Raw genomic sequence first — 25,557 nt, 5'->3', positions numbered from 1 at the left:
AATTTCATGCGCTCGTCGCTCGCCATTATCCTGCTTCTGTCGTCCACCATGCTCGCCGGAGCGCAGGAGTCTCCGAAGGAATTTCCCGCGAAGCTTCTGAGCCAGGCGCTGCTGCCGGCCGAGACGATCATCCCCGCCCCCGCCGATGCGCCGGCCGATCTCAAGGTTTCCGGCAAGTTCGTCACGCCGGGCAAGCGCGTCGAGGCCGTCAGCACGGTGATGGGCACCTCGGGCGGGCGCCCGACGGGGCTCTCGACCCCCTTCGCCGGCCAGCCGGTCCAGGGCTTCTCCGGCATCCGTTCGCTGGGCAACAACGAGTTCCTCGTGCTGACCGATAACGGCTTCGGCGCCAAGGTGAACTCGCCCGACGCGATGCTGTTCTTTCATCGCCTGAAGGCCGATTTCGGCAAGGGCGCGCTCGAACGTGTCTCGACCACCTTCCTGCACGATCCCGACAAGAAGGTCCCCTTCCGCATCGTCCATGAGGGCACCGAGAAGCGCTACCTGACCGGCGCCGATTTCGATCCGGAATCGATCCAGCCGATCGGTGGCAAATACTGGATCGGCGAGGAGTTCGGCCCCTATCTCATCCGCGTCGACGCCAATGGCAAGGTCGAGGCCGTGTTCGAGACGCTGGTCGACGGCAAGCCGGCCCGCTCGCCCGATCACTACGCCGTCACCACCCCGGCCGCGCCGAACCTGCCGGTCGAGTTCAATGTCCGCCGCTCGAAGGGCTTCGAGGGCATGGCCCAGTCGCCGGATGGCCGCTTCCTCTACCCGCTGCTCGAAGGCCCGCTCTGGAACGCGGAAACCAAGGGCAACGAGGAAGTCGACGGCAAGGAAGTCCTCCGCATCCTCGAATTCGACGTCCAGAACGAGAAGTGGACCGGCCGTTCCTGGTTCTTCCCGCTCGAAGCCAAGGGTCTCGCCATTGGCGACTTCAACATGATCGATGCCACGACGGGCCTGATCATCGAGCGCGACAACGGCGAGGGCACCGCCGACAAGGCCTGCGCGCCGGGAAGCCGCGGCCCGGACTGCTTCCACGACATCGCCAAGCACAAGCGGATCGTCAAGATCGAGATGACCGACGCCAATGTCGGCAAGCCCGTGCGCCGTATCGGCTATATCGACCTGATGAAGATCGCCGATCCCGACGGCAAGGCGAAGCAGGGCACGAAGGGCGGTGTCTTCACCTTCCCGTTCTTCACCATCGAGAACGTCGACGTGGTCGACCGGGCGAATGGCGTGATCGTCGTCGGCAACGACAACAACCTGCCCTTCTCCTCCTCGCGCGACCCGAAGAAGGCCGACGACAACGAACTCGTCCTGCTGTCGGTGAAGGATCTGCTCGACGCGAAGTGAGATCGTGCCTGCGCCGGCACCGCAGTGCGCGGGGTCGGCGCGGTCGTTCCTCGTCTGTTCTTGAAATATTGCCGGCTCGGCGTATAATAAATCGACCAAGCGCCTCGTGCGCGAGGCGTAGTGGTTGGATGATCTTCACCGATGGAGGTGATCATGTTGACCGCGAATACGAACATCAGACGGTCGCAGGACTGGCTAAACCTGATCCTTGCCGCGCTGCTGTTCTTCTCACCCTGGTTCATGGGCTTTGTCGGCGACTTCATGCCGACGCGCAATGCCTGGATCGTCGCCGTGGTGCTCGCCCTGGTCGCGGTCGCCGCGCTCACGGCCTTCGCCGAGTGGGAGGAATGGCTGAACCTGGCACTCGGGCTCTGGCTGGTGGCCTCGCCCTGGATGCTCGGCTTCACCGGCAATCCCGCCGCCTTCCGGACCCATATCGTCCTCGGTTTGCTGACCGCGGCGGTTTCGGCCTGGGCGGTCTGGGATTACCATCACGAGCCGCACGCAACGGCCTGAGGAGCTTCGCGCTCTTCCTGGCGGAACTGGCCCCCGCGCGGTCTAATTCCGCAGCGCGCCGGGGCCGGCTACCGCCGCCGGCGGGCATTTGCCCGAGATGATCATGCCCAGCACCTCGTCCTGGGTGACGTCCGCCGTGCGGGCCGTCCCGACGACCTTGCCGTTCTTCATCACCGTGACGCGGTCGGCGAGGTCGAAGACATCGTGCAGATCGTGGCTGATCAGGAAGATGCCGATGCCCTGTTTCTTGAGCTGCAGGATCAGCTCGGCCACTTGCTTCGTCTCGGCCGGGCCGAGCGCGGCGGTGGGCTCGTCCATGATCAGCACACGGGCGTTGAAATAGATCGCGCGGGCAATCGCGACCGATTGGCGCTGGCCGCCGGAAAGCGCCTTCACCGGCTCCTTGAAGCGCCGGAAATGCGGGTTGAGCCGGCCCATCACCTTGCGGGTCTCGGATTCCATCGTCGCGTCGTCGAGCGTGCCCCAGCCGGTCAGCAATTCCCGGCCGAGGAAGATATTGGCGGCGGCATCGACATTGTCGGCGAGCGCCAGCGTCTGGTAGATCGTCTCGATGCCGTGGCGCTTGGCGTCGCGCGGGCTCGCGACCGTCACCTCCTCGCCATTCACCCGGATCGTGCCGGCATCGGCCCGGTAGGCACCGGACAGGATCTTGATCAGCGTCGACTTGCCGGCGCCGTTATGGCCGAGCAGCCCGACGACCTCGCCCGGCATCAGGTCGATGCTGGCGCCGTCGACCGCCTTGATCCCGCCGAAGGCGATCGAGACGTCGCGCATCTCGATGAGAGGGATGCCCTGGCCAGGATGGGTGTCGGCGAGATCGGCCGGCTCTGCGATGCTCATCGGCGCCTCCTCACCCCAAACGCTTGCGATAGAGCCCGTCGAGCCAGACCGCGATGACCAGGACGATGCCGACGACGATGTTCTGCAAGGGCGCGTCGACGCCGATCAGCACCATGCCTGATTGCAGCGACTGCATCACCAGCGCGCCGAGCATCGCGCCCACGATGGTGCCGACGCCGCCGGCGAGCGAGGTGCCGCCGATCACCGCCGCGGCGATGACATAGAGTTCGTCGAGCGAGCCGGCGGCATTTGTCGCGGCGTTCAGCCGGGCCGTGGAAATGCAGGCGGAGATGCCGACCAGCGCGCCCATCAGGCCGAAGACCAGCATCAGCACCTTGCGGGTGTTGACGCCCGAGAGCTGCGCCGCCTCCGGATTGCCGCCGATGGCGAAGACATAGCGGCCGAAGCGCAGACGGTTGGCGACGAAGGTCATGGCGATGCCGACGCCGAGCGCGACCAGCACCGGCACGGCGAGGCCATGGCCGATGGTGAGCCCGCCCTCCGGCCAGATGCCGCCCTTCGCCTCGACGAGGCGGCGCGCGATGCCCGCCGGCAGCGCGTAGGAATTCGCCATCGTCACGGTCGCGATCACCGCGCCGCAGCCGAGGGCGGCGATCAGGGCTTCCGCCCAGAGCGGGCGCAGCGTGAAGCCGAAGCGCTTGCGCCGGCGCCGGATCAGCGCGGCGGCGACGCAGATCGCGATGCAGGCCACGATGCCGATCGCCCAGGAGGCGCTGGTGCCGATGGCGCCTTCGACGCCGCCGCCGAGCGGGCGGAAGCGCGAATCCATCGGGGCGATGGTCTGCCCCTGTGTCACCCACCAGGCCGCGCCGCGCCAGATCAGCAGCCCGCCCAGCGTCACGATGAAGGAGGGGATGGCGAGATAGGCGATCAGCGCTCCCTGCAGCAGCCCGACCATGCCGCCGAGGCAGATGGCGACGATCAGGCTGACCAGCCAGGTCAGCGGATGCTCGAAGCCCCAGAGGCCGGGCAGGAGCCTGACCTGCACCAGCCCGACCACCATGCTGACGAAGCCGAGCATGGAGCCGACCGAGAGGTCGATGTTGCGGGTCACGATGACCAGCACCATGCCGCAGGCCATCACGGCGATGGAGGAGGTCTGGACCAGGAGATTCCAGAGATTGCGCGCGGTCAGGAAGGCGCCGTCCGAGAGCCAGTTGAAGCCGAGCCAGATCACGGCGAGCGCCGCGACCATGCCGATCATGCGCGGATCGAACTCGATCTCGCGCAGATGGTCGGAAAGGCTGCGGCGCTCCTGCGCCGGGTTTGCCGGCGCCGGGGTGGCTTCAGTCACAGGCCTTGACCTTGCCGGGCGCGACGCCCTGGCAGACCGCGGATTTCGGCGCCCAGCCGGCGTCGATCACGACGTTGAGGTTTTCCTTCGTCACCGGCACGGGCGTCAGGAACAGCGCGGTCATCTTCTGCTTGGACGGTCCCTGGTCCCAGCTCATCGATTTCGGAATCTCGGAAAGCTTGCTGCCGCCAGCGAGCTTGATTGCGATCTCGGCGGCGTTGCGGCCAAGCTCGCGCGCATCCTTCCAGATCGTCACGGTCTGGGTGCCCAAAGCGACGCGGTTGAGCGCGGCGCGATCCGCATCCTGGCCGGAGACCGGCACCGAGCCGGCGAGCCCCTGCGCGTCCATCGCCGCGATGGCGCCGCCCGCCGTGCCGTCATTGGCGGCGATCACCGCATCGACCTTGTTCTGGTTGCGCGTCAGGATCTGCTCCATGTTGCGCTGGGCATTGGCGGGCAGCCAGCCATCGGTGAAGGCTTCGCCGACATTCTTGATCTTGCCGCTATCGATGGCGGGCTTCAGCACCTCGACCGAGCCCTGGTAGAGGAAGCCGGCATTCGGGTCCTGGCTCGAGCCCTTGATGAAGACGTAATTGCCCGCGGGCTTCGCCTTCTGGATCTCGCGCGCCATCATCCGGCCGACCTCGACATTGTCGAAGGTCAGGTAGAAGACCTGCGGGATCTCGATCAGCCGGTCATAGCCGACGACGCTGATGCCCTCGTTCACCGCCTTCTCGACGGCGGGACGGATGGCCTGCGCGTCCTGCGCCAGGATGATCAGCGCCTTGGCGCCGCGGGAAATCAGGCTTTCGACATCGGTGAGCTGCTTGGCGGGGGAGGATTGCGCGTCGGCGGAAAGATAGGTGCCGCCGACCTTCTCGATCGCGGCCTTGATCGCGGCCTCGTCGGTCTTCCAACGTTCTTCCTGGAAATTCGACCAGCTGACCCCGACGACGGGGCCTTTCGATTGCGCGAAGGCGCCTGCGTGAATGGACATGGCGGCAACGGCGATGCTCGCCGCAAGGACGAAACGCTTCATCACTGACCTCCTGAGCTTCCTCTGCCGCAGACTCTCAGGCTTCTCCGAGCCTCCAGGGCGTCCGGCCCATGAAGCTCAGCCCAGCGCCGATGGGCTGTCAAGCAGACTAAGGGAGGTCTGACGAAGCGTCAGGTGACGCGCTTGTCCGCGGAGTCGCAGAGGTCGTTCTGGATGCAGCGCCCGCATTCGGGCCTCAGCGCCTTGCAGGTGTAGCGCCCGTGCAGGATCAGCCAGTGATGGGCGTGGCGGCCGAATTCCGGCGGCACCGCCTTCTCCAGCCCGAGCTCGACCTGCAGCACGTTCTTTCCCGGCGCGATCCGCAGCCGGTTCGCGACGCGGAAGACATGGGTGTCGACGGCATGGGTGGTCTCGCCGAAGGCGATGTTGAGCACCACATTGGCCGTCTTGCGGCCGACGCCGGGCAGGCTTTCGAGCGCCTCGCGCGTGGTCGGCACCTCGCCGCCGAATTCGGCGATCAGCTTCTCGCTGAGCGCGATCACGTTCTTCGCCTTGTTGCGATAGAGCCCGATCGTCCGGATATGCTCGCGCACCGTCTCCTCGCCCAGCGCCAGCATCTTTTCCGGCGTGTCGGCGATGGCGAAGAGCTTGCGCGTCGCCTTGTTGACGCCGGCGTCGGTCGCCTGTGCCGAGAGCACCACCGCGACCAGCAGCGTGAAGGCGTTCACCGATTCCAGCTCGCCCTTGGGCTCGGGATTGGCCGCCCGGAAACGCTCGAAGATCTCGCGGATCTCGGCCGGCTTGCGGGCGCGCGGTAACGTGATGCGCTTTGCGGGCGCGGCCTTGCGCAAGGGCCTGTTCTGCTGATCCATGCCCGCGTTATAATCCGCCGATGGACCTCGACAAGAGCCTCGTCGACGACAGCCGCGACGCCGCCCGGCGCCCGGTCTTCGACGCGACCATCACGCCGCACCGCTCGCTCGGCCAGCACGGCTTCCGCATCGTGATGACGCTGGTCTGTCTGGCGAGTGTGGTCTCCTCGATTCCCTTCGTCGTGCTCGGCGCCTGGCCGGTCGCCGGCTTCTTCGGCATCGACGTTCTCGCGCTGTTCATCGCCTTCCACGTCAATTTCCGTCATGCCCGCGCCTTCGAGCGCATCGTCGTGACGCCGCTCGAGGTCTTCCTGCGCAAGGTCTCGCATCATGGCCGCGAGGCGGTCTGGCGCTCCAATCCGGCCTGGACCCGGCTCGAAAAACAGGCCGACGAGGATTACGGCCTGCTCGGCCTCACGCTCGTCTCGCGCGGGCGCAGCGTCCCGGTCGCCGCCGCGCTCTCGCCGCAGGAGCGGGCGGGCTTCGCCGATGCGCTCGGCGCGGCGCTGGCGCGGGCGCGGCGCGGGCCGGAATATGATCCGCCTCGGTGAGGTTCGGCTGCCGGGCCTTGTCAGCTTTCGGGTGGGAGCGGCATGGTTGGCGCCCTAGATTCGCATCAAGATGACAGATGCGAGGATTTAGCCATGAACGCCCAGGCTCCGATGAAAACGGCGATGACCCCGACGCGCTTCTCCAATGCGGTGCTGTCCCGCGCGGCCGAAGCCATGCCCAACGAGGCGGATTTCCCCGCCGCGGCACCGGGCTCGGACTACGACACCGTCCGGCGCATTCTCTCCTTCATCACCCATAACTGGCGCGAGCAGCCGACGATCGAGGCGATCGCGGATGCGGCGGGCGCAACGCCGACCGATGTCCACCATCTCTTCCGGCGCTGGTGCGGCCTCACTCCCAAGGCCTTTTTGCAGGCGATCACGCTCGACCATGCCAAGGGCTTGCTCGCCTCCTCCGCCAGCGTTCTCGACACGGCGCTGGAAGTCGGGCTCTCCGGACCCGGCCGGCTGCACGATCTCTTCGTCACCCATGAGGCGATGTCGCCCGGCGAGTGGAAGCTCGGCGGCGACGGGCTGAAGCTGTCCTACGGCTTCCATGCCTCGCCGTTCGGCGAAGCGCTGATCGTGGTCACGGATCGCGGCCTTGCGGGTCTGGGTTGGGTCTCCAACAGCGTCGATGGCGGCAAGGTCGTCGGCGGCCGGGCCGAGGCTCTGGCCGACATGATGCGGCGCTGGCCCCATGCCGATTACCATTACGACCCCGCGCTGACGGCGCCCTATGCCGGCCGCATCTTCGATCCCAAGGCCTGGGCGGCCGAGACGCCGCTACGCGTCGTGCTGATCGGCACGGATTTCGAGGTGCGGGTCTGGGAGACGCTGCTCAGGATCCCGGTCGGCTGCGCCACCACCTATGGCGATGTCGCCAGCCATATCGGCAAGCCGAGCGCGGCGCGCGCAGTCGGCATGGCGGTCGGCAAGAACCCGATCTCCTTCGTCGTGCCCTGCCACCGCGTCATCGGCAAGTCCGGTGCGCTCACCGGCTATCACTGGGGGCTGACGCGCAAGCGCGCCATCCTCGGCTGGGAGGCGGGGCAAGCCGCCGCCGGCTGAGCCGCGCTACTTGCGCAGATACATGTCCCAGCAGGGCGCGAGCGCGATGCGTTCGCGCCCTTCGAGCGCCTTGCCGAAATGCTCGCGCAGCATGGCGCGGGCCGTGGTCGGCGGGCATTTCGGCGCCAGGATGGCGTCCGTGCGTGCGAGTTCCGCGAGCGTATCGGAGTCGAGTTCGGGCGTGCTGCGACCGGGATCGGCACCGACCGGCACGGCGCGCGGTGGTGTGCGGTCGAGCAGGCGGTTCATCGGATCGACGAAGTCGAGGGTGAAGAAGCCGTTGAGCTTGCGCCGGTTCGCCGCCTCCCAGCTCCGGATGGCGCGCACGGCCTGCTGCACTTCCAGCAGCCAGGTCGCCTGATAATCGATCTCGGAATAGAGGATATAGGACGGCGGCAGGTCGCGCCGGACGAGATCGTCATAGGTCGCCTGATGGGTCGCGTAGTGATCGAGCATGGCCACGGCTCGCGCCTTGATGTCCGGCTTCACGCTGACGCGCCCGAGCGGGCCGAGTTCGGGCAGGTCGAGCGCGGCATAGCTTGGCGCGCCCAGCAAGGCCCGCATGCTGCGCTCGACATAGATCACCGCCGTCGGCAGGCTCACGGCGAGCGCCAGCACCAGTACCAGCGGGCGCATCGGGTCGTCGCGACGCTGCCACCAGTCGCGGAGCAGGCTGAGCAGGATCGGCCAGAGCCCGATGAATTCGAGCGAGCCGGTGTTCTGTGTTTCGAAGAACGTCAGCGCCGCGAATCCCGCTGCGAGCCAGCCGAGGGGGCTGTCGGCCAGCGCCCGCCAGCCGGCGAGGGAGGCGGGGAGGCCGCTCCGCCAGGATGCGAGGGCGAGCGCTCCGAGCAGCAGCAGCACCGGGCCGACCACGTTGAACTTGACCGAAGCGACGGTGAGGAAGCGCGGCAGCAACGCGCCGGTGTTGAGGCCGAGCAATTGCAGGATGTCGGCGAGATAGGCTGAGACGATGCCCGTCGCCAGCTCGAGCCCGGCCAAGGCCGCGATGACGAGGCCGGCGGCGATGGCGACGTCGAGCAGGCGCATTCGCCCGGCGATCAGCGCATAGCCGACGATGAGCGTGCCCGTCACCGCGCCGGTGATCTTCACGAGGAAGAGGCTCAGCATCAGCGCGGCGACGAGGCCGATCCGCAAGGCGCGATGGCGCGCGAAGAGCAGCGTCGCGATCAGCAGATAGAGCAGCAGGCTGACATGGCGGTTGTAATAACCGTAGCCGTCGAAGCCGGGCGACGGGTAGAGCGCGTGCAGGTTGATCGGCAGCGCGGCGAACATCAGCAGCGGCAGGAGCAGTGCGAGCGCCTGTCCGCGCGCCCTTGGCGCGAGATCGACCATCAGCAGCGCGGTGAGCGGCAGCAGCACCGGCAGCAGCGCCCAGCTGACCAGCAGCATCGGCTGCGCGGCCGGAAAGAGCGCATCGAGCCCGGCGGCGAGATAATAGCCGAGCGGCCCGACCGGCGCGAAGAAGTCCAGCCCCGGCGCCTGCCCGACATGGATGCGCTGGATCGCGTCGAGATAGACGACCGTGTCCCAGGCATTCGGGCCGAGCGGCAGCCTGAGCGGCAGGCTTAGGGCGGCGATGACCGCGACGACGAAGGCCGCGATCCAGACGAGAGGGTTGCGCAACAGGCGCCCGGCGAGGTTGCCGCCCTCGCCGCGGGGGAGCCCGGTCCTGATGTCGCCCACCGCCAACGCCAACCTCCTGGTCGCGCGCTCTCTGACAGAAAAACCTTACCAGCAAGCTGACGCGGTTGCCGACACGGCCCCCTGCCGCCCGAGGTTATGGCCTCAAAGCAGCCCGCGCTTCGCGAGATGGCGCATCAGATGCGAGGCGCCATAGGTCCAGGGCTCGCATTCATCCGTGCGCTTCATCCGGTTGACGAGGCTGCCGAGCTCGGGCGCCGCGATGGTGACGATATCCCCGTATTTATGGGTGAAGCCGCCGCCCGGCGCACCGCGATCCTTGATCGGCGCGAACATGGTGCCGAGATAGAGCGCCGCCCCGTCCGGATACTGGTGATGCGGGCCGATCATCTGCGCCGCCAGATCGGCCGGGTCGCGGCTGATCTTGGCGATCGAGGAGGAGCCTTCGAGCGTGAAGCCGTCCTCGCCCGCGACGGTCAGCGTCACGGTCGTCCTGCGGACGTGGTCGAGCGTGAAGCCCGCGTCGAAGAAGCGGATGAAGGGGCCGACCGCGGCCGCGGCATTGTTGTCCTTGGCCTTGCCGAGCAGCAGCGCCGAGCGGCCCTCGACATCGCGCAGATTGACGTCGTTGCCGAGCGTCGCGCCGACGATCGTGCCGGTCGAGGCGACGATCAGCACGATCTCCGGCTCCGGATTGTTCCAGCTCGAGGCCGGATGCAGGCCGGCATCGACGCCGGTCCCGACGGTCGACATCGCCGGCGCCTTGGTGAAGATCTCGGCGTCCGGACCGATGCCGACCTCGAGATACTGGCTCCAGGCGCCCTGCTTGATCAGCACCTCCTTGAGATGCATCGCCTCGGGCGATCCGGGCTTCAGCTTGGACAGGTCGTCGCCGATGAGCTTGCCGATCTCCTCGCGGATCGTCGCGGCGGCGGCCGGGTTGCCGCGGGCCTTCTCCTCGATCACGCGCTCCAGCATCGAGACGGCGAAGGTGACGCCGGCGGCCTTGACCGCCTGCAGGTCGAGCGGCGAGAGCAACCAGGGCTTCGAGGGGTCGCGCCTATCCACGGGCGTGTTAGCCAGGATGTCGGCGAGCGAGGCGATCGCCTCGCCCTCGACCGCGCGCAGCGCCTTGGCCGGATCGGTCGATTCGCATAGATCGCGGCTGGTCGGGAAATGGGCGCTGACGTCGATCACCCGCCCGTTGCGGACGGTGACCACCGCCGGGCCGCCGAGATCGGGCCGCCAGACCCGGCCGGCCAGGACGGCGGTTGCGGCATCCTGCGGCAGGGTCGCTGCGACGGAGAGGTGGAGATCGGGCATGGCGTCGTCCAGGAGAGAAATCGTTCGGTAGCCGGAGAACAGCCGCTTATGCGCAAATGCGCAAGCCGGTTCGCGACCATAGGTGGATTGCGCCGGGCGTCATCGATTTGTCATTGAAATGTCGCCCGCGCTTCATGCTAGCTTGCGCACCAACGACAAGAACCGCGGCGGGGTCCGCCCGCGGAAGGGAGATCGACCCATGAGCATCAAATCCCGTATCCTGATGAGCGCGGCGGCGTTCGCGCTCGCCGGTGCTTCGCCGGCTTTTGCCCAGACCGAGATCCAGTGGTGGCACGCGCTGACCGGCGCCAACAACGACGTCGTCGTCAAGCTCGCCAATGATTTCAATGCCTCGCAGAAGGAATACAAGGTCGTTCCGGCCTATAAGGGCTCCTATCCCGATGCGTTGAACGCCGGCATCGCCGCCTTCCGCGCCGGCCAGGCGCCGCACATCCTGCAGGTCTTCGAGGTCGGCACCGGCACGATGATGTCGGCCAAGGGCGCGATCAAGCCGGTCCATGAGATGATGAAGGAAGCCGGCGAAAAATTCGATCCGAACGCCTATCTCCCGGCGATCAGCGGCTATTATTCGACGGCGAAGGGCGAGATGCTCTCGATGCCGTTCAACTCGTCCTCGATGGTGATGTGGTACAACAAGGACGCCTTCAAGAAGGCCGGCCTCGACCCCGCCAAGCCGCCGAAGACCTGGCCGGAGGTGTTCGCGGACGCCAAGAAGCTCAAGGCCGCCGGTTACGATAAATGCGGCTTCTCGAACGCCTGGGCGACCTGGGCCAATATCGAGCAGTTCGGCGCCTGGCACAACATTGCGCTGTCGACCAAGGTCAACGGCATGGCCGGCACCGATGCGGTGATGACCTTCAACAAGGACCCGGTCTTCCTCAAGCACTGGACCAATCTGGTCGAGATGCAGAAGGACAAGACCTATGACTATTCCGGCCGCACCAACAATGGCGAAGGCCGCTTCACCTCGGGCGAATGCCCGATCTTCCTGACCTCCTCGGGCTTCTATGGCAACGTCGTCGCCAATGCGAAGTTCGACTGGGGCAACGCCCCGATGCCGTACTACCCCGATGTGCAGGGCGCGCCGCAGAACTCGATCATCGGCGGCGCCTCGCTGTGGGTGATGGGCGGAAAGTCGGCGAACGAGTACAAGGGCGTCGCCAAGTTCTTCACCTTCCTCTCCGACGTCGACCGCCAGGCGAAGCTGCACACCGAGTCGGGCTATCTGCCGATCACCAAGGCCGCTTATGAGAAGGTCAAGGCGTCCGGCTTCTACAAGGACAAGCCCTATCTCGAGACCCCGATCCTCGAGCTGACCAACAAGACCCCGACCGACAACTCGAAGGGCCTGCGCTATGGCAGCCTCGTGCAGATCCGCGACATCTGGTCGGAGGAGCTGGAGGCGGCGCTGAACGGTCAGAAGTCGCCGCAGGCGGCGCTTGACGCGGCTGCCGAACGCGGCAACCAGATGCTGCGCCAGTTCGAGCGGACCGCGGCCCGCTGAGCGGTCGGCGCTTGCATATCCAAGGCCATCCCGGACCGATTCCGTCCGGGATGGCCGTCTCGTTCCAGGGAAGCCGATGCAGAAGAACGCATACTTCAAGGGGCTGACGATCCCCTTCCTGCTGCTTCTGCCGCAGCTCGCGATCACCATCGTGTTCTTCTACTGGCCGGCGACCCAGGCGGTCTGGCAGAGCTTCCTGCTCGAGGACGCCTTCGGCACCGCGACGCAATTCGTCTGGTTCGAGAACTACCAGACCCTCTTCGCCGACCCCGGCTATCTCAGGGCCTTCTTCAACACGCTCATCTTCTCGACCTTCGTCTGCGTGTTCTCGCTGTCGATCGCCCTGCTCTTCGCGGTGATGGCCGACCGACAGATCCGCGGCGCCGAAATCTACAAGACCCTGCTGATCTGGCCTTATGCGGTGGCGCCCGCCATCGCCGGCGTGCTCTGGCTCTTCATGTTCGATCCCTCGCTCGGCATGCTCGGGCGAGGCCTGCAATCCCTGGGCATTGCGTGGAATCCGCGGCTCAACGGCAACCACGCCATGCTGCTGGTGATCCTGGCCGCCACCTGGAAGCAGATCAGCTACAATTTCCTGTTCTTCCTCGCCGGCCTGCAGTCGATCCCGAAGAGCGTGATCGAGGCGGCGGTGATCGACGGCGCCAAGCCGATGCGCCGCTTCTGGACCATCGTCTTCCCGCTGCTCTCGCCGACGACCTTCTTCCTGCTCACCGTCAACATCGTCTACGTCTTCTTCGACACCTTCGGCATCATCGACTCCGTCACCGGCGGCGGCCCCTCGGGCGCGACCGAGACGCTGGTCTACAAGGTCTTCGCCGACGGCAAGGGCGGCTCCAATCTCGGCGGCTCGGCGGCGCAGTCCGTGGTGCTGCTGGTCATGGTCATCGCGATGACGGCGGTCCAGTTCAAGTTCATCGAGCGCAAGGTGAGCTACTGATGGCCTCCGTGCTCTGGATGGACCTGACCGCCGAGGAGTTGCGGGCCAAGGCGGCGGTCGATGCCGTCGTCGTCCTGCCGGTCGCCTCGATCGAACAGCACGGCCCGCATCTGCCCGTCGGCGTCGACACGGTGCTCTGCGGCGGCGTCTGCAAGGCGGCGGCCGAGCGCGCTGATGATGTCGAGCTCGTCGTCGCGCCGACGCTCTGGTGCGGCATGGCCGAGCACCACATGGCCTTCGGCGGCACCTTCACCTTCGACATCCCGACCTATCGCGCGGTGCTCCTGTCCCTACTGAAGAGCATCGAGCGCCATGGCTTCCACCGCGTGCTGATCGTCAACGGCCATGGCGGCAACATCGCCGCGCTCACCGCCTTCCTGCCCGACTTCGCCCGCGAGACGCGGCTGCATGTCGAGGCGACCACCTATTTCCTGCTGGCGCAGGACGCGCTCCCGTCGCTGCTGGAAGACCAGCAGGGGGTGCAGCACGCCTGCGAGGTCGAGACCTCGATGATGATGGTGCTGGCGCCAGGCTCGGTCCGCGACGACAGGCTGGGCGAGGCTCACGGCGCGCGAGACGGCGCGCCCGGCCGCCCGACCGTGTCGCGCCACCGTTCTTTCCGTGAGATGACCGAGACCGGCGTGATCGGCGATGCCCGCCGTGCGAGCGTGGAAAAGGGCCGGGCCTGCCTCGATGCCTGCGCCGAGGCGCTGGCCGGGCTCTTGCGCGAGATGGGGAGGGCCGCCTGATGGTCGAGGACCGCCGCCTGGGCGACATGCTCGCCTACATCATCCTGACGATCGGTGTGCTGATCGTCGCCTTCCCGGTCTGGCTGACCTTCGTCGCCTCGACCTGGGACGCCTCGACCGTGATCAACGGCCATATGCCGCTCTATCCCGGGCCCTATTTCTTCGAGAACTACAACCGCATCCTGTTCATCGGCACGTCCAGCACGACGCGCGAGCCGGTGGTGCACATGCTGCTGAACTCCTTCATCATGGCGATGGCGATCGCGCTGGGGAAGATCTTCATCTCCGTGCTCTCGGCCTATGCGGTGGTTTATTACCGCTTCCCGTTCCGCATGACGGCGTTCTGGATCATCTTCGTCACGTTGATGCTGCCGGTCGAGGTCCGCATCTTCCCGACCTTCAAGATCGTCTCCGATCTGAACATGCTCGACACCTATCAGGGCCTCGCCATCCCGCTGATCGCCTCTGCGACCGGCACGCTGCTCTTCCGTCAGTTCTTCATGACGATTCCCGACGAATTGCTCGAAGCCTCCAAGATCGACGGCGCGGGCCCCTTCAAGTTCTTCAAGGACACGCTGCTGCCGCTCTCGATCACCACGATCGCGGCGCTCTTCGTCATCCAGTTCATCTATGGCTGGAACCAGTATCTCTGGCCGCTTCTGGTGACGACGAAGGACTCGATGCAGACCATCGTCATCGCCATCAAGAAGATGATCGTCACCGCCGACGCCCTGACGGAGTGGCAGCTCGCCATGGCCACCGCCATGCTGGCAATGCTGCCACCCGTCTTCGTCGTCATCGCCATGCAGAGGCTCTTCGTGAAGGGTCTCGTGGAAACCGAGAAGTAATCCGCGAATGGCTCAGGTCACTCTCAGCAACGTCAAGAAGGTCTATGCCGGCGGCGTCGAGGCCGTGAAGGGCGTCTCCCTCGACATCCCCGATGGCGGCTTCTGCGTGCTCGTCGGCCCCTCCGGCTGCGGCAAGTCTACGCTTCTGCGCATGGTCGCCGGGCTGGAGACGATCTCGTCGGGCGAGGTCGCGATCGGCGAGCGCGTCGTCAACCAGATCGAGCCGGCCGACCGCGACATCGCCATGGTGTTCCAGAACTATGCGCTCTACCCGCATATGAACATCTACGACAACATGGCCTACGGCCTGCGCAACCGCGGCACGCCGAAGGAGGAGATCGACAAGCGCGTGCGGGAAGCCGCGCGCATCCTCGCGATCGAGCCCTTCCTGGAGCGCCGGCCGCGCCAGCTCTCCGGCGGCCAGCGCCAGCGCGTCGCCATGGGCCGCGCCATCGTGCGCAAGCCGCAGGTCTTCCTCTTCGACGAGCCGCTCTCCAACCTCGACGCCAAGCTGCGCGTGCAGATGCGCGTCGAGATCAAGAAGCTGCAGCGCGCGCTCGGCGTGACCTCGATCTACGTCACCCACGACCAGGTCGAGGCGATGACGCTCTCCGACAAGCTCGTGGTGATGAATGCCGGCCGGGTCGAGCAGATCGGCGTGCCGGCGGATGTCTATCGCAAGCCGGCGAGCAAGTTCGTCGCCACCTTCATCGGCTCGCCGCCGATGAACATCCTGCCGGGCCTCGTCGACGGCCACGGCATCGTCGCGCTGGGCGACACGGTGTTGCAGGTGCATGATTTGCGCGACGACCTGCCGCCGCAGATGCCGGTCGAGGTCGGCCTGCGGCCGGAGGATATCGAGATCGTCTCCGACGATGATGCCGGTTCGCTGCCCTTCGACGTCGAGTTCATCGAGGAGCTCGGTGCGACCCAGCTCTTCCACGGCAAGCTCGCAGGCCAGCCCTTCGTGATGCAGGCGGCGACGGGCGACGTCCCGGCGCAGGAAGGCCGACTCTGGATCACGGTCGATCCCGGCAAGGTCCATGTCTTCGATCCGAAGACGGGCGTGCGGCTGGGGAAGGACTGAGCGCGGCACAGCCGTCATGCTCGGGCTTGACCCGAGCATCTCATGACGCGGAGGTTCCGGAGTCTCGTCCTGCCTGAGCTTCTCGGGTCTGCGCTGCGCTCCGCCCGAGAATGATGCCCTGTTTTAGGCCGCCAGATCGGCCACCAGCGCATCGAGCAGCAATGCGCCGTCCGGCGTTGCCGCAAGCCGGCCGCCTTGCCGGTGCATCAGCAGCTTCTCGTCGATCAGGCTGGCGATGCGCTTGGCGTTGAGTTCGCGTCCTGACAGCGCCTTGAACACCGTGGGATCGATCCCCTCGACGAGGCGAAGCCCCATCAGCAGGTATTCGTCGCCCTGCGCCTCTTCGCTCAAGCGCTCGTCCTCGACCAGCGCATGGCCTTCGGCCTCGACCCGTTCAAGCCAGATTTCCGGCCGCTTCTCGGTCGAATGCGCCATGCGGCCTTCCGCCGTCACCAGCCTGCCATGGGCGCCGGGGCCGATGCCGGCATATTCGCCATAGTGCCAGTAGACGAGGTTGTGCCGGCATTCCGCACCCGGCCGGGCATGGTTGGAGATCTCATAGACCGGCAGGCCGTGCTTGGCCGTGATCTCCTGCGTCGTCTCGTAAAGCGCGGCACCGGCATCGTGGTCGGGAATGGCGAGCTTGCCGGCCCGGAACAATCGCTCGAACGCCGTGCCAGGCTCGATCGTGAGCTGATAGAGCGAGAGATGCTCGGCCGCATGGCTGATCGCCAGTTCCAGCTCGGCGCGCCAAAGGGCCGGAGTCTGCAAGGGCGAGCGGGCATAGATCAGGTCGAAGGAATAGCGCTCGAAATATTGGTGCGCGATCGCCACCGCCGCCAGCGCTTCCTCAGCCGAATGCATCCGGCCGAGCGCCTTGAGATCGGCATCGTTCAGCGCCTGCACGCCGAGCGAGACGCGGTTGACGCCGGCCGCCCGGAAATCGCGGAAGCGCCCGGCCTCGACGCTGGTCGGATTGGCTTCGAGGGACACTTCGCAGTTGGTATCGACCGCCCAATGCTCGCCGATGGCGTCGAGGATCGCGCCGACGGTGCGGCCCTCCATCAGCGAGGGCGTGCCGCCGCCGAAAAAGATCGAGGACACCGTGCGGCCCGGCACCAGCGCGGCCCGATGCGCGATCTCGCGACGGAAGGCGGCGATGTAGCGGGCTTGGTCGGGTGGCTGCAGCCGGACATGGCTGTTGAAGTCGCAATAGGGGCACTTCGCCAGGCAGAAGGGCCAGTGCACATAGACGGCGAAGCCCGCATCCGCAGTCGGATGCAGGAGCGGTGGCCGCTGGGAAAGGGCGGCCCCGGCGCTCACGCCGGCTTCCTCAGGCAGGCGGCGGCGAGCGCATGGAAGGCGCGCGCGCGGTGCGACAGGCCGGGCGAACCGTCGGCCGGGACGCCGTGCTTCTCCTCAGCCGTCATCTCGCCGAAGGTCTTGTCATGGCCATCAGGCAGGAAGATCGGATCGTAGCCGAAGCCGCCCGCGCCCCGGACCCGCTCGGTGATCGTGCCGTAGACGCGGCCCTCGAACAATTCCTGGTGCCCGTCCGGCCAGGCGATGACCAGCGCCGAGACGAAATGCGCCTTGCGCTGCTCGGGCGCATGGGCGCCGCGCTTGGCGAGTTCCATCTGGACGCGGGCGATCGCCGGGGCGAAATCCTTGCCCGGCCCGGCCCAGTTGGCCGAGAACAGCCCGGGCGCGCCGTCGAGCGCGTCGATGCAGACGCCGGAATCGTCGGAGAGCGCGGGCAATCCACTCGCCTTGGTCGCGGCGACCGCCTTGATCGCCGCATTCTCTGAGAACATGTAGCCATCCTCGACCGGCTCGGGCAGGCCGAGCTCCCCAGCCGAGACCAGTTCGATGCCGTAAGGCGCCAGCAAGTCGCGCATTTCGCGCAGCTTGCCCTGGTTATGGGTCGCGATCACGACCTTGCCGGTGAGGAGGCGGTGGGTGGTCATCGTCAGGCCACCGCGGCCTTCTGCAGCGCGACGAGCTTGGAAACGCCGCCCTTGGCGAGCTTGAGCAGCGCGAGCAGTTCTTCTTCCGAGAACGGTGCGCCCTCGGCCGTGCCCTGCACCTCGACGAGGCCGCCGGAGCCGGTGATGACGAAATTCGCGTCGGTCTGCGCGCCGGAATCCTCGACGTAGTCGAGATCGATCACGGGCTGCCCGGCGACGATACCGCAGGAGACGGCGGCGACATGGTCCTTCAGCGGATTGGTGCCCTTGAGCAGGTTGCGGCCTTCCATCCATTTCAGCGCATCGTGCAGCGCGACCCAGGCGCCGGTGATCGAGGCCGTGCGGGTGCCACCATCGGCCTGGATCACGTCGCAATCGACGACGATCTGGCGCTCGCCGATCGCGGTCAGGTCGACCACGGCGCGGAGCGAACGGCCGACGAGGCGCTGGATTTCCTGGGTACGGCCGGAGGGCTTGCCGGAGGTGACCTCGCGGCGCGTGCGCTCATGCGTGGCGCGCGGCAGCATCGAATATTCGGCGGTGACCCAGCCCTTGCCGGTGCCGCGCAGCCAGGGCGGACCCTTTTCCTCGACGGTCGCGGCGCAAAGCACCTTGGTCTCGCCGAACGTCACCATGCAGGAGCCCTCGGCATAGCGCACCACGCCGCGTTCGAGCGTGACCTTGCGCATCTCGTCGGCGGCGCGTTTGGAGGGTCGCATGAAATGATCCTGTCTTGCGGGGAGAGGCGGCTTGTAGGCTCTCCCACGTCACCGGGCAAGGCAGGGCGAGCCATATAGCCCTCTTGATCCGCGCGCCCGCCATGCCGACAATAGGGCACGTGCGCGATTTCGCAGCCGAGGTTCATGAGCGCTCATACAACCCGCCCGGAGACGACGAGCAGCCTGGTCGAGATCGACCAGCGCTCGCGCGAGATCTTTCGCCAGATCGTCGACGGCTACCTGACGACCGGCGAGCCGCTCGGCTCCCGCAACATCGCCCGCCTGCTGCCGATGGCGCTCTCGCCCGCGACGGTGCGCAACGTCATGACCGACCTCGAGCTTGCCGGGCTGATTTATGCGCCGCACACCTCGGCGGGGCGCCTGCCCACCGAACGGGGGCTGCGCTTCTTCGTCGATGCGATGATGGAGGTCGGCAACCTCACATCCGACGAGCGCAAGCGGATCGAGGCCCAGATCCGGGCGGCGGCGAGCCATCACAGCCTCGACCAGACCCTGACGGAGGCTTCCGCGCTGCTGTCAGGCCTCTCGCGCGGCGCCGGCGTCGTCGTCACCACCAAGGCCGATCCGCGGCTGAAGCACATCGAATTCGTCCGGCTCGATCCTGCCCGTGCCCTGGTGGTGCTGGTTTCGGAAGACGGCGCGGTCGAAAACCGCCTGCTCGCCCTGCCGCCGGGCCTGCCCGCCTCGGCCCTGACGGAAGCCGCGAACTTCCTCAACGCGCGCATCCTCGGCAAGACGCTCGGCGAAGTGCGTGGCGAGATCGGGGCGCAGCGCGCGCTGATGGAGCGTGAGCTCGACGCGCTCACCGCCCGCCTCGTCGAAAGCGGCATCGCCACCTCCTCGGGCCCGAGCGGCGATCGCCACCTGATCGTGCGCGGCCAGGCCAATCTGCTCGACGATCTCAGGGCGCAGGAGGATCTGGAGCGCATCCGCATGCTCTTCGGCGATCTCGAGACCCAGACCGACGTGATCGACCTGCTCTCCCGCGCCGAGGAAGGCGACGGCGTCCGCATCTTCATCGGCTCGGAGAATAAGCTGTTCTCGATGTCCGGTTCCTCGATGGTGGCGGCGCCCTTCCGCGATGCCGAGCAGCGCATCGTCGGCGTCGTCGGCATCATCGGCCCGACGCGGCTGAACTATGCCCGCATCGTCCCGATGGTCGACTATACCGCCAAGGTCGTCGGCCGCCTGCTGGACGGCAGCCGGTGACGCGCTGGCTGCGGGCTTTAGCCCTTGGAGCTTGCCTGATGACGACCGCTGCCGCTCATGCCGCCTCCGATCTGCTCGCCGCTGCCGAATCCGGAAGAACGGCCGAGGTGGAGGCCCTGATCGCGAAGGGAGCCGATCTCGAAATGCGCGACTCGCAAGGCCGCACGGCGCTCCTCCTCGCTGTCGCCGGCAACCATGTCGAAATGGCCAGGGCCCTGCTCGCCGCCGGTGCGAGCCCCAACACGCAGGCCGCCAACCGCGACACGCCCTGGCTGCTCGCCGGTGCCTCCGGCCGCACGGACATCATCGCGGCGATGTTGCCGCTGAAGCCCGATCTGCGCTTGCGCAACCGCTATGGCGGCAATGCGCTGATCCCGGCCTGCGAGCGCGCCCATGTCGAGACCGTGAAGCTGCTCCTGACCAGCGGCATCGACGTCAATCACGTCAACGATCTCGGCTGGACCTGCCTTTTGGAAATCGTAATCCTCGGCGATGGCGGCCCGCGCCATCAGGAGGTGGCGAGGCTCGTCCTCGCCGCAGGCGCCGATCCGAACCTCGCCGATCGCGACGGCCTGACGCCGCTTGCCCATGCTCGCGCGAGGGGACAGGCAGCCGTGGCTGAATTGATCGAGCAGGCGGGCGGCCGGGCGAAGCGCTGAGTTGGCTTTGAGGGCGGAAGCGGCTATCGAGCGCGGAAAGCAACCGTTTCCGCATTGCAGGTTCCGCCATGTCCGACCAGCTTCCCGACCGTCTCTCCGTCAATCCGGACAGCCCCTTCTATGATGCTGACGTGCTGGCACGCGACATCGGCATTCGCTTCAAGGGCGTCGAGAAGACCAATGTCGAGGAGTATTGCGTCTCGGAAGGCTGGGTGAAGGTCGCGGCCGGCGCCGCCAAGGACCGCTTCGGCCGGCCGATGACGATCACCCTCAAGGGCCCGGTCGAGCCCTATGTGCGCGGCGAGGCCAAGGAAGGCTGAGGCAGCCCGAGCGACCGCCTTTCATTCTCGGGCGGGCGCGCAGCGGTGACCCGAGAAACTCTCCCAGAGGACGCCGGAGCCTCTTCCGGGCGTGAGATGCTCGGGTCTAGCCCGAGCATGACGCCTGTCCTCAGACGAGATCCTTGTAGAAAAACGTCGAGCCGCATTCGGCCCCGTCCGGCATCAGCGCGAAGCGCGGGATGGTGCCGAGCTCCGTCCAGCCCAGCCGGTTGTAGAGCCTTCGCGCGGCACCGTTCTCATCCGTGTCGAGCACCAGCAGGTTGCGTCCCCTTTCTCGGGCGATGGCCTCGGCCCGGCTCATCAGCGCCTCGCCGATCCCCTGCCGGCGCGCACGGGAATGCACCAGCACCTTGGCGATCTCGGCGCGATGCGGCTGGTTGGGCTTGCCGATCAGATGAAGCTGCGCCGTGCCGACGATCCCGTCCGCATTGCGGGCGACGAACAGCACGATCTGTCCTCCCGCGACGCCAGCCGCGACATCGCGCCAGAAGCGCTCGTAATCGGCGGCCGTATTCCAGTTCATGAAGCCGACGGAGGCGCCGTTGGCGACGCAGTCGCGCAGGATGTCTGCCAGCGCCGGCAAGGCCGCTTCGGCGGCCGGAGCGTCGAGGATGTCGATGGCGATGTCGGTGGTCGTGGGGAGAGCGTTCATGCGGCATGTCCCGGAAAAGTACCGCTGCCCGCGGTGAGGATGACGGCGTAGCGCACGGGCTCGACGCCCGGATTGCGGTAAGTGATCGGGCCGCGCAGATGCATCTGCAGGCAATCGCCTTCGGCGAGAGCGTGACTTGTGCCTTCGACCGTCAGGTCGAGCCGGCCGCGCAGCACCCAGATCTGCTGGTCCAGCGCCGGCGCCCCGGCAGCGCTGTCGAGCCGAACCTCAGTACCCCCCGGCAATTCCACCTCGACGATCTCGAAGCTGGAGCCGGTTCCGCGCGGCGAGACGTTGCGGCGCAGATAGCCGCTTGCCGGATCGCGCCAGACCGGTTGCGACGCGCGGCGCGACAGCGGCCCGGTGCCGGCCTCGTCCTCCAGCAGGGCGGAGAGCGACAGCCCGAGCCCGGAGCCGAGCCGGACCAGCACCGTCGCGGTCGGACTCGATTCGCCGCGCTCGATCCGCGAAATCATGGCGCGGCTGACGCCGGTGCGCTGGGCAAGCTCGTCCAGCGTCAGGCCGTGGCGCTGCCGGGCGGCCTTGAGTCGTTCACCCAGCCGGCGGTCGATATCGGTGTCGCTCTCGAATTCCATGAATGTGAGAATAATTCTTACATATTAGAATTGGCAAGATGCTTTCTTAAGTCTCCAAAACCTCCGCCGTCATCCCGGTCGACCGAAGGGAGACCCCGGGGTCCATGCCGGGGCGTTTCCGATGACGGTTCAGGGATGGATCCCGGATCGGCCCGCTTTGCGGCTTGTCCGGGATGACCGGTGTGGTTCTCGCGCCAGCACATGGCTTTGATGCCGCCTGAATCGCGCAACCGCTTGGCGCAACGCGGCTTCACTGCTATGGCGCGCGCATGAGCACCCGTACCATCGACAACATCCGCAACTTCTCGATCGTGGCCCATATCGACCACGGCAAGTCGACGCTGGCTGACCGGCTGATCCAGCAGACCGGCACGGTCGCCGCACGCGACATGAGCGAGCAGATCCTCGACTCGATGGATATCGAGAAGGAGCGCGGCATCACCATCAAGGCGCAGACGGTGCGGCTCGACTATCAAGCGAAGGATGGCAAGACCTACATCCTGAACCTGATGGATACCCCCGGCCATGTCGATTTCGCCTATGAGGTCTCGCGCTCGCTCGCGGCCTGCGAGGGCTCGCTGCTGGTGGTCGACGCCTCGCAGGGCGTCGAGGCGCAGACGCTCGCCAACGTCTATCAGGCGCTCGACGCCAACCACGAGATCGTTACCGTCCTCAACAAGATCGACCTGCCGGCCGCCGAGCCGGAGCGGATCAAGCAGCAGATCGAGGACGTGATCGGGCTCGATGCCTCGGAAGCCGTGCCGATCTCGGCCAAGACCGGGCTCAACATCGAGGGCGTGCTGGAAGCCATTGTCCAGAAGCTGCCCGCGCCGAAGGGCGACCCCGACGCGCCGCTGAAATGCCTGCTGGTCGATTCGTGGTATGACGCCTATCTCGGCGTCGTCGTTCTCGTGCGCGTCATCGACGGCGTGCTCAAGAAGAACATGACCATCCGCATGATGCGGGCCAAGGCGTCCTACGGCGTCGACCGCGTCGGCGTGTTCAAGCCGAAGATGCTGGAGGTCAAGGAACTCGGCCCTGGCGAGGTTGGCTTCTTCACCGCCTCGATCAAGGAAGTCGCGGACACCGCCGTCGGCGACACCATCACCGACGACAAACGGCCGATCGCCGAGCCGCTGCCGGGCTTCAAGCCGGTGCAGCCGGTGGTGTTTTGCGGCATCTTCCCGGTCGATGCCGCCGATTTCGAGGTGCTGCGCGCCGCCATGAGCCGGTTGCGCCTGAACGACGCCTCGTTCTCCTACGAGATGGAAACCTCCGCCGCGCTCGGCTTCGGCTTCCGCTGCGGCTTCCTCGGGCTGCTGCATCTGGAGATCATCCAGGAGCGGCTCGAACGCGAGTTCAACCTCAACCTGATCTCGACGGCGCCATCGGTCGTCTATCGCCTCAAGCTGCGCGACGGCACGTCGATCGAGCTCCACAACCCGGCCGACATGCCGGACGTGATGAAGATCGAATTCATCGAGGAGCCCTGGATCAAGGCGACGATCTTCACGCCCGACGAATATCTCGGCTCGGTGCTGAAGCTCTGTCAGGATCGCCGCGGCATCCAGACCGACCTCTCCTATGTCGGCTCGCGCGCCAAGGTGGTCTACGACCTGCCGCTGAACGAGGTCGTCTTCGACTTCTACGACCGCTTGAAGTCGATCTCGAAGGGCTATGCCTCCTTCGACTACGCCATCACCGACTATCGCGAGGGCGACCTCGTGCGCATGTCGATCCTGGTCAATGCCGAGCCTGTCGATGCGCTCTCGATGCTGGTCCATCGCTCGCGCGCCGATGCGCGCGGCCGCGCCATGTGCGAGAAGCTCAAGGAGCTGATCCCGCCGCATATGTTCCAGATTCCGGTGCAGGCGGCGATCGGCGGCAAGATCATCGCCCGCGAGACCATCCGCGCGCTGCGCAAGGACGTCACCGCCAAGTGCTATGGCGGCGACGCCACCCGCAAGCGCAAGCTTCTGGAGAAGCAGAAGGAGGGCAAGAAGAAGATGCGGCAGTTCGGCAAGGTCGAAATCCCGCAGGAAGCCTTCATCGCCGCCCTCAAGATGGACGATTGAGCGCGTAGCGCTCGCCGTTCCCAGCAAAAACTCGACCGTCATCCCGGACGCAGCGAAGCGGAGATCCGGGATCGATGCCTGAAGCTTTATCTCAAGCGCTCTGGCATGGATCCCGGGTCAAGCCCGGGATGACGCGGAGGTCTGGTGTTGACTGGAAGCGTCAGACGCTCTCGCGCCGATAGGCCGCGCGGTAGCGCGCATAAAGCCGCTGATAAGCCTCGCTCCACTCGGCGCGCGGCGTGACCACCCTCTCCAGCGCGGGCGGCTTGCACAGCGCCTCCGGCGCCTCGCCGGTGACGGCGAGCCGCGCCAATCGCGCCGCCCCGAAGGCACCGCCTCTTTCGCCGCCGGCGCGGTATTCCAGCGGCCGGTCGAGAATCGCAGCCAGAATCTCGCCCCAGAGCGCCGAGCGGGCACCGCCGCCGATCACGCTCAGCGTCTCGATGCGCGGCCCGTCTGCTTCGAGCGCGGCAAGCCCGTCGGCGAAGCTGAAGCCGACACCTTCGAGCACGGCCCGGCCGAGCTCGCTGCGCCGCGTGCCATGGGTCAGCCCGGCGAAGAGTCCGGTCGCCTGCGGGTCGTTATGCGGCGTCCGCTCGCCCGAGAGATAGGGCAGGAAGACGACCTCGCCCGGCTGGTCGGTCTCGTTGGCAATCTCATCCAGCAGTGCCGCTTCCGTCGTGCCGGTCACGCCGCTGACCCAGCTCAGGCTCGAAGCGGCGCTCAGCATCACCGCCATCTGGTGCCAGAGGCCGGGCAGGGCATGGCAGAAGCTGTGCACCGCCTGCGCGGGATTGGCCGAATAGGCGGCGCTGGTCACGAAGATCACGCCGGAGGTACCGAGCGACAGAAAACCCTGTCCCGGCGTGATTGCGCCGATTCCGATCGCTCCGGCCGCATTGTCGCCCGCCCCGCCCGCGACAACGACGCCCTTAGGCAGCCCCCATTCTGTTGCGAGCGTATCGCGCAGTACGCCGCCGGGCTCGCTGCCCTCGACGAGGCGCGGCATCGCCGTCTCGGAGAGCCTGGTCGCGTCGAGCATCGCTTGCGACCAGCGCCGGGCGGCGACGTCGAGCCAGAGCGTGCCGGCGCTGTCCGACATGTCGGAGATCGGCTCGCCGGTCAGGCGCAGCCGCAGATAATCCTTCGGCAGCAGCACCTTGGCGATGCCGGCGAAAATCTCGGGCTCGTGCCGCTGCACCCAGACCAGCTTCGGCGCGGTGAAGCCGGGCATGGCGAGGTTGCCGGTGATCGCGCGTGAGCGCGGTTCGCGCTCCTCCAGCAACCGGCACTCGGCGCCGCTGCGCCCGTCATTCCAGAGAATGGCCGGGCGCAGGACCCGCTCCTGCGCATCGAGCAGCACCGCGCCATGCATCTGGCCGCTGAGGCCGAGACCGCGCACCCCCGCCATCTCCGCCGGCCATCCGGCCTTGAGCCGCGTGAGCGCCCGGTCGAGCGCCTGCCACCAATCCTCGGGGCTCTGTTCGGACCAGAGCGGCTGCGGCCGCGAGACGGTGAGCGGCTCGCTCGCCTCCGCGACGACGCGCTCGTCCGTGTCGACAAGCACGGCCTTGAGGGATGAGGTGCCGAGATCGATGCCTAGGAACATCGCCGC

25 protein-coding genes are annotated in these 25,557 nt (G+C 66.8%); 13 read left to right on the top strand and 12 right to left on the bottom strand.

What is annotated here, in order from left to right:
• Positions 1 to 6 precede the first annotated feature (6 nt).
• Both AB6806_RS16195 and AB6806_RS16190 read left to right on the top strand, forming a co-directional pair.
• Positions 7 to 1,365 carry an esterase-like activity of phytase family protein gene (locus tag AB6806_RS16195; RefSeq protein ID WP_370954936.1) on the top strand — a complete coding sequence of 453 codons (1,359 nt, stop codon included), beginning with the start codon at positions 7 to 9 and terminating at the stop codon, positions 1,363 to 1,365.
• 153 nt (positions 1,366 to 1,518) lie between these two features.
• Positions 1,519 to 1,881, top strand: coding sequence for an SPW repeat protein (locus AB6806_RS16190; RefSeq protein WP_038365186.1), 363 nt, complete (start codon positions 1,519 to 1,521; stop codon positions 1,879 to 1,881).
• Positions 1,882 to 1,923: 42 nt separating this feature from the next.
• Here AB6806_RS16190 and AB6806_RS16185 read toward each other — a convergent pair whose 3' ends face one another.
• The 4 genes from AB6806_RS16185 to nth form a co-directional block, all read right to left on the bottom strand.
• A complete protein-coding gene (locus AB6806_RS16185) occupies positions 1,924 to 2,742 on the bottom strand; it encodes an ATP-binding cassette domain-containing protein (protein ID WP_370954935.1) in 819 nt (272 codons plus the stop codon).
• Positions 2,743 to 2,752: 10 nt separating this feature from the next.
• Entirely contained in the window at positions 2,753 to 4,057 is a 1,305-nt protein-coding gene (locus AB6806_RS16180) for a sugar ABC transporter permease (RefSeq protein WP_370954934.1), read from the bottom strand.
• The gene (xylF, locus tag AB6806_RS16175) at positions 4,050 to 5,096 is read right to left on the bottom strand and encodes a D-xylose ABC transporter substrate-binding protein (RefSeq protein WP_112761527.1); all 1,047 of its coding nucleotides are present in this window, start codon (positions 5,094 to 5,096) and stop codon (positions 4,050 to 4,052) included. Before xylF ends, AB6806_RS16180 begins: the two co-directional genes overlap by 8 nt.
• A gap of 128 nt (positions 5,097 to 5,224) precedes the next feature.
• Positions 5,225 to 5,926, bottom strand: a complete 702-nt coding sequence (gene nth / locus AB6806_RS16170) for an endonuclease III (protein WP_370954933.1) — start codon at positions 5,924 to 5,926, stop codon at positions 5,225 to 5,227.
• A gap of 20 nt (positions 5,927 to 5,946) precedes the next feature.
• Between nth and AB6806_RS16165 the strand changes: the two genes are divergently transcribed.
• Together AB6806_RS16165 and AB6806_RS16160 are read left to right on the top strand one after the other, a co-directional pair.
• Positions 5,947 to 6,477 (top strand): DUF2244 domain-containing protein, encoded by a 531-nt coding sequence (locus AB6806_RS16165; protein WP_370954932.1) that lies wholly within the window; start codon positions 5,947 to 5,949, stop codon positions 6,475 to 6,477.
• Positions 6,478 to 6,651: 174 nt separating this feature from the next.
• The gene (locus AB6806_RS16160; RefSeq protein WP_133560558.1) at positions 6,652 to 7,548 is read left to right on the top strand and encodes a methylated-DNA--[protein]-cysteine S-methyltransferase; all 897 of its coding nucleotides are present in this window, start codon (positions 6,652 to 6,654) and stop codon (positions 7,546 to 7,548) included.
• Positions 7,549 to 7,554: 6 nt separating this feature from the next.
• Here AB6806_RS16160 and AB6806_RS16155 read toward each other — a convergent pair whose 3' ends face one another.
• Together AB6806_RS16155 and AB6806_RS16150 are read right to left on the bottom strand one after the other, a co-directional pair.
• A complete protein-coding gene (locus AB6806_RS16155) occupies positions 7,555 to 9,261 on the bottom strand; it encodes a hypothetical protein (protein WP_370954931.1) in 1,707 nt (568 codons plus the stop codon).
• 96 nt (positions 9,262 to 9,357) lie between these two features.
• Complete coding sequence (locus tag AB6806_RS16150; RefSeq protein ID WP_370954930.1) at positions 9,358 to 10,536, bottom strand: fumarylacetoacetate hydrolase family protein; 1,179 nt, start codon at positions 10,534 to 10,536, stop codon at positions 9,358 to 9,360.
• A 199-nt stretch (positions 10,537 to 10,735) separates the two neighbouring features.
• On the opposite strand from AB6806_RS16150, the gene ugpB reads away from it, so the two are divergent.
• The 5 genes from ugpB to AB6806_RS16125 all read left to right on the top strand — a co-directional run bounded on the left by ugpB (position 10,736) and on the right by AB6806_RS16125 (position 15,703).
• Positions 10,736 to 12,061, top strand: a complete 1,326-nt coding sequence (ugpB, locus tag AB6806_RS16145) for a sn-glycerol-3-phosphate ABC transporter substrate-binding protein UgpB (protein WP_370954929.1) — start codon at positions 10,736 to 10,738, stop codon at positions 12,059 to 12,061.
• Between the two features lie 76 nt (positions 12,062 to 12,137).
• Positions 12,138 to 13,019 (top strand): sn-glycerol-3-phosphate ABC transporter permease UgpA, encoded by an 882-nt coding sequence (ugpA, locus tag AB6806_RS16140; RefSeq protein ID WP_038364681.1) that lies wholly within the window; start codon positions 12,138 to 12,140, stop codon positions 13,017 to 13,019.
• Positions 13,019 to 13,768 carry a creatininase family protein gene (locus AB6806_RS16135; RefSeq protein ID WP_370954928.1) on the top strand — a complete coding sequence of 250 codons (750 nt, stop codon included), beginning with the start codon at positions 13,019 to 13,021 and terminating at the stop codon, positions 13,766 to 13,768. The genes ugpA and AB6806_RS16135 overlap by 1 nt, the downstream gene beginning before the upstream one ends.
• Positions 13,768 to 14,616, top strand: coding sequence for a sn-glycerol-3-phosphate ABC transporter permease UgpE (gene ugpE, locus AB6806_RS16130; protein ID WP_112761520.1), 849 nt, complete (start codon positions 13,768 to 13,770; stop codon positions 14,614 to 14,616). The genes AB6806_RS16135 and ugpE overlap by 1 nt, the downstream gene beginning before the upstream one ends.
• A gap of 7 nt (positions 14,617 to 14,623) precedes the next feature.
• Positions 14,624 to 15,703 carry a sn-glycerol-3-phosphate import ATP-binding protein UgpC gene (locus tag AB6806_RS16125; protein ID WP_370954927.1) on the top strand — a complete coding sequence of 360 codons (1,080 nt, stop codon included), beginning with the start codon at positions 14,624 to 14,626 and terminating at the stop codon, positions 15,701 to 15,703.
• 123 nt (positions 15,704 to 15,826) lie between these two features.
• On the opposite strand, the gene hemW is transcribed toward AB6806_RS16125, so the two are convergent.
• The 3 genes from hemW to rph are packed head-to-tail and all read right to left on the bottom strand — an operon-like array spanning position 15,827 to position 18,389.
• Positions 15,827 to 17,026, bottom strand: a complete 1,200-nt coding sequence (hemW, locus tag AB6806_RS16120) for a radical SAM family heme chaperone HemW (protein ID WP_370954926.1) — start codon at positions 17,024 to 17,026, stop codon at positions 15,827 to 15,829.
• The gene (gene rdgB / locus AB6806_RS16115) at positions 17,023 to 17,670 is read right to left on the bottom strand and encodes an RdgB/HAM1 family non-canonical purine NTP pyrophosphatase (RefSeq protein ID WP_370954925.1); all 648 of its coding nucleotides are present in this window, start codon (positions 17,668 to 17,670) and stop codon (positions 17,023 to 17,025) included. The genes hemW and rdgB overlap by 4 nt, the downstream gene beginning before the upstream one ends.
• A gap of 2 nt (positions 17,671 to 17,672) precedes the next feature.
• The gene (gene rph, locus AB6806_RS16110) at positions 17,673 to 18,389 is read right to left on the bottom strand and encodes a ribonuclease PH (protein ID WP_112761518.1); all 717 of its coding nucleotides are present in this window, start codon (positions 18,387 to 18,389) and stop codon (positions 17,673 to 17,675) included.
• 144 nt (positions 18,390 to 18,533) lie between these two features.
• Between rph and hrcA the strand changes: the two genes are divergently transcribed.
• The 3 genes from hrcA to AB6806_RS16095 all read left to right on the top strand — a co-directional run bounded on the left by hrcA (position 18,534) and on the right by AB6806_RS16095 (position 20,598).
• Positions 18,534 to 19,619, top strand: coding sequence for a heat-inducible transcriptional repressor HrcA (gene hrcA / locus AB6806_RS16105; RefSeq protein WP_051988210.1), 1,086 nt, complete (start codon positions 18,534 to 18,536; stop codon positions 19,617 to 19,619).
• Positions 19,620 to 19,657: 38 nt separating this feature from the next.
• Positions 19,658 to 20,278, top strand: a complete 621-nt coding sequence (locus tag AB6806_RS16100) for an ankyrin repeat domain-containing protein (protein ID WP_370954924.1) — start codon at positions 19,658 to 19,660, stop codon at positions 20,276 to 20,278.
• 68 nt (positions 20,279 to 20,346) lie between these two features.
• Complete coding sequence (locus tag AB6806_RS16095; RefSeq protein ID WP_038364668.1) at positions 20,347 to 20,598, top strand: DUF3297 family protein; 252 nt, start codon at positions 20,347 to 20,349, stop codon at positions 20,596 to 20,598.
• 130 nt (positions 20,599 to 20,728) lie between these two features.
• Here AB6806_RS16095 and AB6806_RS16090 read toward each other — a convergent pair whose 3' ends face one another.
• On the bottom strand, positions 20,729 to 21,271 hold the full coding sequence (locus AB6806_RS16090; RefSeq protein WP_370954923.1) for a GNAT family N-acetyltransferase: 543 nt from the start codon (positions 21,269 to 21,271) through the stop codon (positions 20,729 to 20,731).
• Positions 21,268 to 21,867 carry a helix-turn-helix domain-containing protein gene (locus AB6806_RS16085; protein WP_370954922.1) on the bottom strand — a complete coding sequence of 200 codons (600 nt, stop codon included), beginning with the start codon at positions 21,865 to 21,867 and terminating at the stop codon, positions 21,268 to 21,270. Before AB6806_RS16085 ends, AB6806_RS16090 begins: the two co-directional genes overlap by 4 nt.
• 269 nt (positions 21,868 to 22,136) lie before the next feature.
• On the opposite strand from AB6806_RS16085, the gene lepA reads away from it, so the two are divergent.
• Positions 22,137 to 23,942: a translation elongation factor 4 gene (lepA, locus tag AB6806_RS16080; RefSeq protein WP_038364663.1), complete on the top strand. Its 1,806-nt coding sequence runs from the start codon at positions 22,137 to 22,139 to the stop codon at positions 23,940 to 23,942.
• 160 nt (positions 23,943 to 24,102) lie between these two features.
• Here lepA and xylB read toward each other — a convergent pair whose 3' ends face one another.
• Complete coding sequence (gene xylB / locus AB6806_RS16075; RefSeq protein WP_370954921.1) at positions 24,103 to 25,551, bottom strand: xylulokinase; 1,449 nt, start codon at positions 25,549 to 25,551, stop codon at positions 24,103 to 24,105.
• Positions 25,552 to 25,557: the final 6 nt, after the last annotated feature.

Origin of the sequence: Allobosea sp. RCC_152_1, assembly GCF_041360765.1 — a bacterium.
GTDB classification, from domain to species: domain Bacteria; phylum Pseudomonadota; class Alphaproteobacteria; order Rhizobiales; family Beijerinckiaceae; genus Allobosea; species Allobosea spartocytisi.
This window is presented reverse-complemented; position numbering and strand designations above follow the sequence as displayed.

Excerpts from the sequence above, each read along its gene's own strand:
- AB6806_RS16195 (WP_370954936.1), top strand. The coding sequence starts at position 7 with ATGCGCTCGTCGCTCGCCATTATCCTGCTTCTGTCGTCCACCATGCTC.
- AB6806_RS16190 (WP_038365186.1), top strand. The coding sequence starts at position 1,519 with ATGTTGACCGCGAATACGAACATCAGACGGTCGCAGGACTGGCTAAAC.
- AB6806_RS16185 (WP_370954935.1), bottom strand. The coding sequence starts at position 2,742 with ATGAGCATCGCAGAGCCGGCCGATCTCGCCGACACCCATCCTGGCCAG.
- xylF (WP_112761527.1), bottom strand. The coding sequence starts at position 5,096 with ATGAAGCGTTTCGTCCTTGCGGCGAGCATCGCCGTTGCCGCCATGTCC.
- nth (WP_370954933.1), bottom strand. The coding sequence starts at position 5,926 with ATGGATCAGCAGAACAGGCCCTTGCGCAAGGCCGCGCCCGCAAAGCGC.
- AB6806_RS16165 (WP_370954932.1), top strand. The coding sequence starts at position 5,947 with ATGGACCTCGACAAGAGCCTCGTCGACGACAGCCGCGACGCCGCCCGG.
- AB6806_RS16160 (WP_133560558.1), top strand. The coding sequence starts at position 6,652 with ATGCCCAACGAGGCGGATTTCCCCGCCGCGGCACCGGGCTCGGACTAC.
- AB6806_RS16150 (WP_370954930.1), bottom strand. The coding sequence starts at position 10,536 with ATGCCCGATCTCCACCTCTCCGTCGCAGCGACCCTGCCGCAGGATGCC.
- ugpB (WP_370954929.1), top strand. The coding sequence starts at position 10,736 with ATGAGCATCAAATCCCGTATCCTGATGAGCGCGGCGGCGTTCGCGCTC.
- ugpA (WP_038364681.1), top strand. The coding sequence starts at position 12,138 with ATGCAGAAGAACGCATACTTCAAGGGGCTGACGATCCCCTTCCTGCTG.
- AB6806_RS16135 (WP_370954928.1), top strand. The coding sequence starts at position 13,019 with ATGGCCTCCGTGCTCTGGATGGACCTGACCGCCGAGGAGTTGCGGGCC.
- ugpE (WP_112761520.1), top strand. The coding sequence starts at position 13,768 with ATGGTCGAGGACCGCCGCCTGGGCGACATGCTCGCCTACATCATCCTG.
- AB6806_RS16125 (WP_370954927.1), top strand. The coding sequence starts at position 14,624 with ATGGCTCAGGTCACTCTCAGCAACGTCAAGAAGGTCTATGCCGGCGGC.
- rdgB (WP_370954925.1), bottom strand. The coding sequence starts at position 17,670 with ATGACCACCCACCGCCTCCTCACCGGCAAGGTCGTGATCGCGACCCAT.
- rph (WP_112761518.1), bottom strand. The coding sequence starts at position 18,389 with ATGCGACCCTCCAAACGCGCCGCCGACGAGATGCGCAAGGTCACGCTC.
- hrcA (WP_051988210.1), top strand. The coding sequence starts at position 18,534 with ATGAGCGCTCATACAACCCGCCCGGAGACGACGAGCAGCCTGGTCGAG.
- AB6806_RS16100 (WP_370954924.1), top strand. The coding sequence starts at position 19,658 with ATGACGACCGCTGCCGCTCATGCCGCCTCCGATCTGCTCGCCGCTGCC.
- AB6806_RS16095 (WP_038364668.1), top strand. The coding sequence starts at position 20,347 with ATGTCCGACCAGCTTCCCGACCGTCTCTCCGTCAATCCGGACAGCCCC.
- AB6806_RS16090 (WP_370954923.1), bottom strand. The coding sequence starts at position 21,271 with ATGAACGCTCTCCCCACGACCACCGACATCGCCATCGACATCCTCGAC.
- AB6806_RS16085 (WP_370954922.1), bottom strand. The coding sequence starts at position 21,867 with ATGGAATTCGAGAGCGACACCGATATCGACCGCCGGCTGGGTGAACGA.
- lepA (WP_038364663.1), top strand. The coding sequence starts at position 22,137 with ATGAGCACCCGTACCATCGACAACATCCGCAACTTCTCGATCGTGGCC.
- xylB (WP_370954921.1), bottom strand. The coding sequence starts at position 25,551 with ATGTTCCTAGGCATCGATCTCGGCACCTCATCCCTCAAGGCCGTGCTT.